Source organism: Streptococcus suis, assembly GCF_002960625.1.
GTDB lineage: Bacteria > Bacillota > Bacilli > Lactobacillales > Streptococcaceae > Streptococcus > Streptococcus suis_T.
Genome location: NZ_POJH01000052.1, coordinates 1 through 1,074 on the forward strand (window position 1 = coordinate 1; position 1,074 = coordinate 1,074).

2 protein-coding genes are annotated in these 1,074 nt (G+C 26.1%); one reads left to right on the forward strand and one right to left on the reverse strand.

What is annotated here, in order from left to right; genetic code table 11:
• Positions 1-153 precede the first annotated feature (153 nt).
• A complete protein-coding gene (locus C1G49_RS11115; RefSeq protein ID WP_161942119.1) occupies positions 154-303 on the reverse strand; it encodes a hypothetical protein in 150 nt (49 codons plus the stop codon).
• Positions 304-634: 331 nt separating this feature from the next.
• Here C1G49_RS11115 and C1G49_RS10405 point away from each other — a divergent pair, with 331 nt between their 5' ends.
• Positions 635-898 (forward strand): TIGR04540 family protein, encoded by a 264-nt coding sequence (locus C1G49_RS10405; RefSeq protein WP_161496170.1) that lies wholly within the window; start codon positions 635-637, stop codon positions 896-898.
• Positions 899-1,074: the final 176 nt, after the last annotated feature.

Below are 1,074 nucleotides of genomic sequence, written 5' to 3' on the forward strand. Positions count from 1 at the left end.
ATTTTAGGCAAAAACAGAACTTAGTCTGAGACTAAATTCTGTTGGTTTTATGCAGTTTTCTCAGAGTAACTTCTAGATGGACGGGAACTAGAACTTACTTTGAGAATTTACCATAACTTTAAGTATAAATAAAAAAAAACGAGTTTTCTTTTTTTATTTAAATTTATTTTTTTTTTCTTTTAACCATAATCTTATAGCTTCTTCTAAAGATAAATTAAATTGTTTGCCTTGTTTTCTTACTTCTTCTCTAAATTGTTTATCTAGATCTTCTGGTATTTTTACTACTAAAACATCTTTACTCATCTGCCTTCCTTTCCTTTCTATTATTTTTTTTATAACAACGCCATTATATCATAAAGTGCTAATTTTATTAATTGCAACTTTTAAGGCTTCTATTTCGGTTTTAAGAGCTTTTTATAGCTTGTATAGTATTTAGTGTGTCAGTAGTGCTAATACCCCTTAAAAAGCTTTCTATCTTGTTATAGCGACAAGGTAGAAAGAGTTTATATAAATATACCCAGATAATAATATGTAATCATATATTTTTGAAATATGTTATAAAAATGTTAAGTAAATGTTGATTTTGTGTGTGGCAAATGATACCATGTAAATATACAAAAAAGGAGTGATTATTTTGTCTAGTATTTTTGATAAATATGAATATGTAGCTTATCCTGCAACAGTATTAACTTTAACATCAGAACTACGAGTAATTATTGATGATTACAGAGAAGGTAAATTAGATAATCGAGAAATTGAAGAAATTATTCTTTTCTATGCTAATAACAATAAGGAAAAGTTATTTGATGAAGATGAATTAAACATAACTGTTCAAAGAAAGTTAGGTAAACAGAGATTAAATGTTTTAAGAAACATTTTAAAAAATAACCAAAAATAAAGAAAGGAGTTTTTAAAATGATAGATAAAGAGTTTAAAGATCAATTACGAATTGAAGGAATATGGTTCTGTTGCAAAGTTTTAAATCTACTATCAAATAAGGTAGAATAATAGAAAAAGATAGCAGGAGGAATGACGATGAATCATTTTAAAGGAAAGCAATTTCAGCAGGATGTG

Bases quoted from the DNA above. Each gene is read 5' to 3' on its own strand.
- C1G49_RS11115 (WP_161942119.1), bottom strand. From the start codon at position 303: ATGAGTAAAGATGTTTTAGTAGTAAAAATACCAGAAGATCTAGATAAA.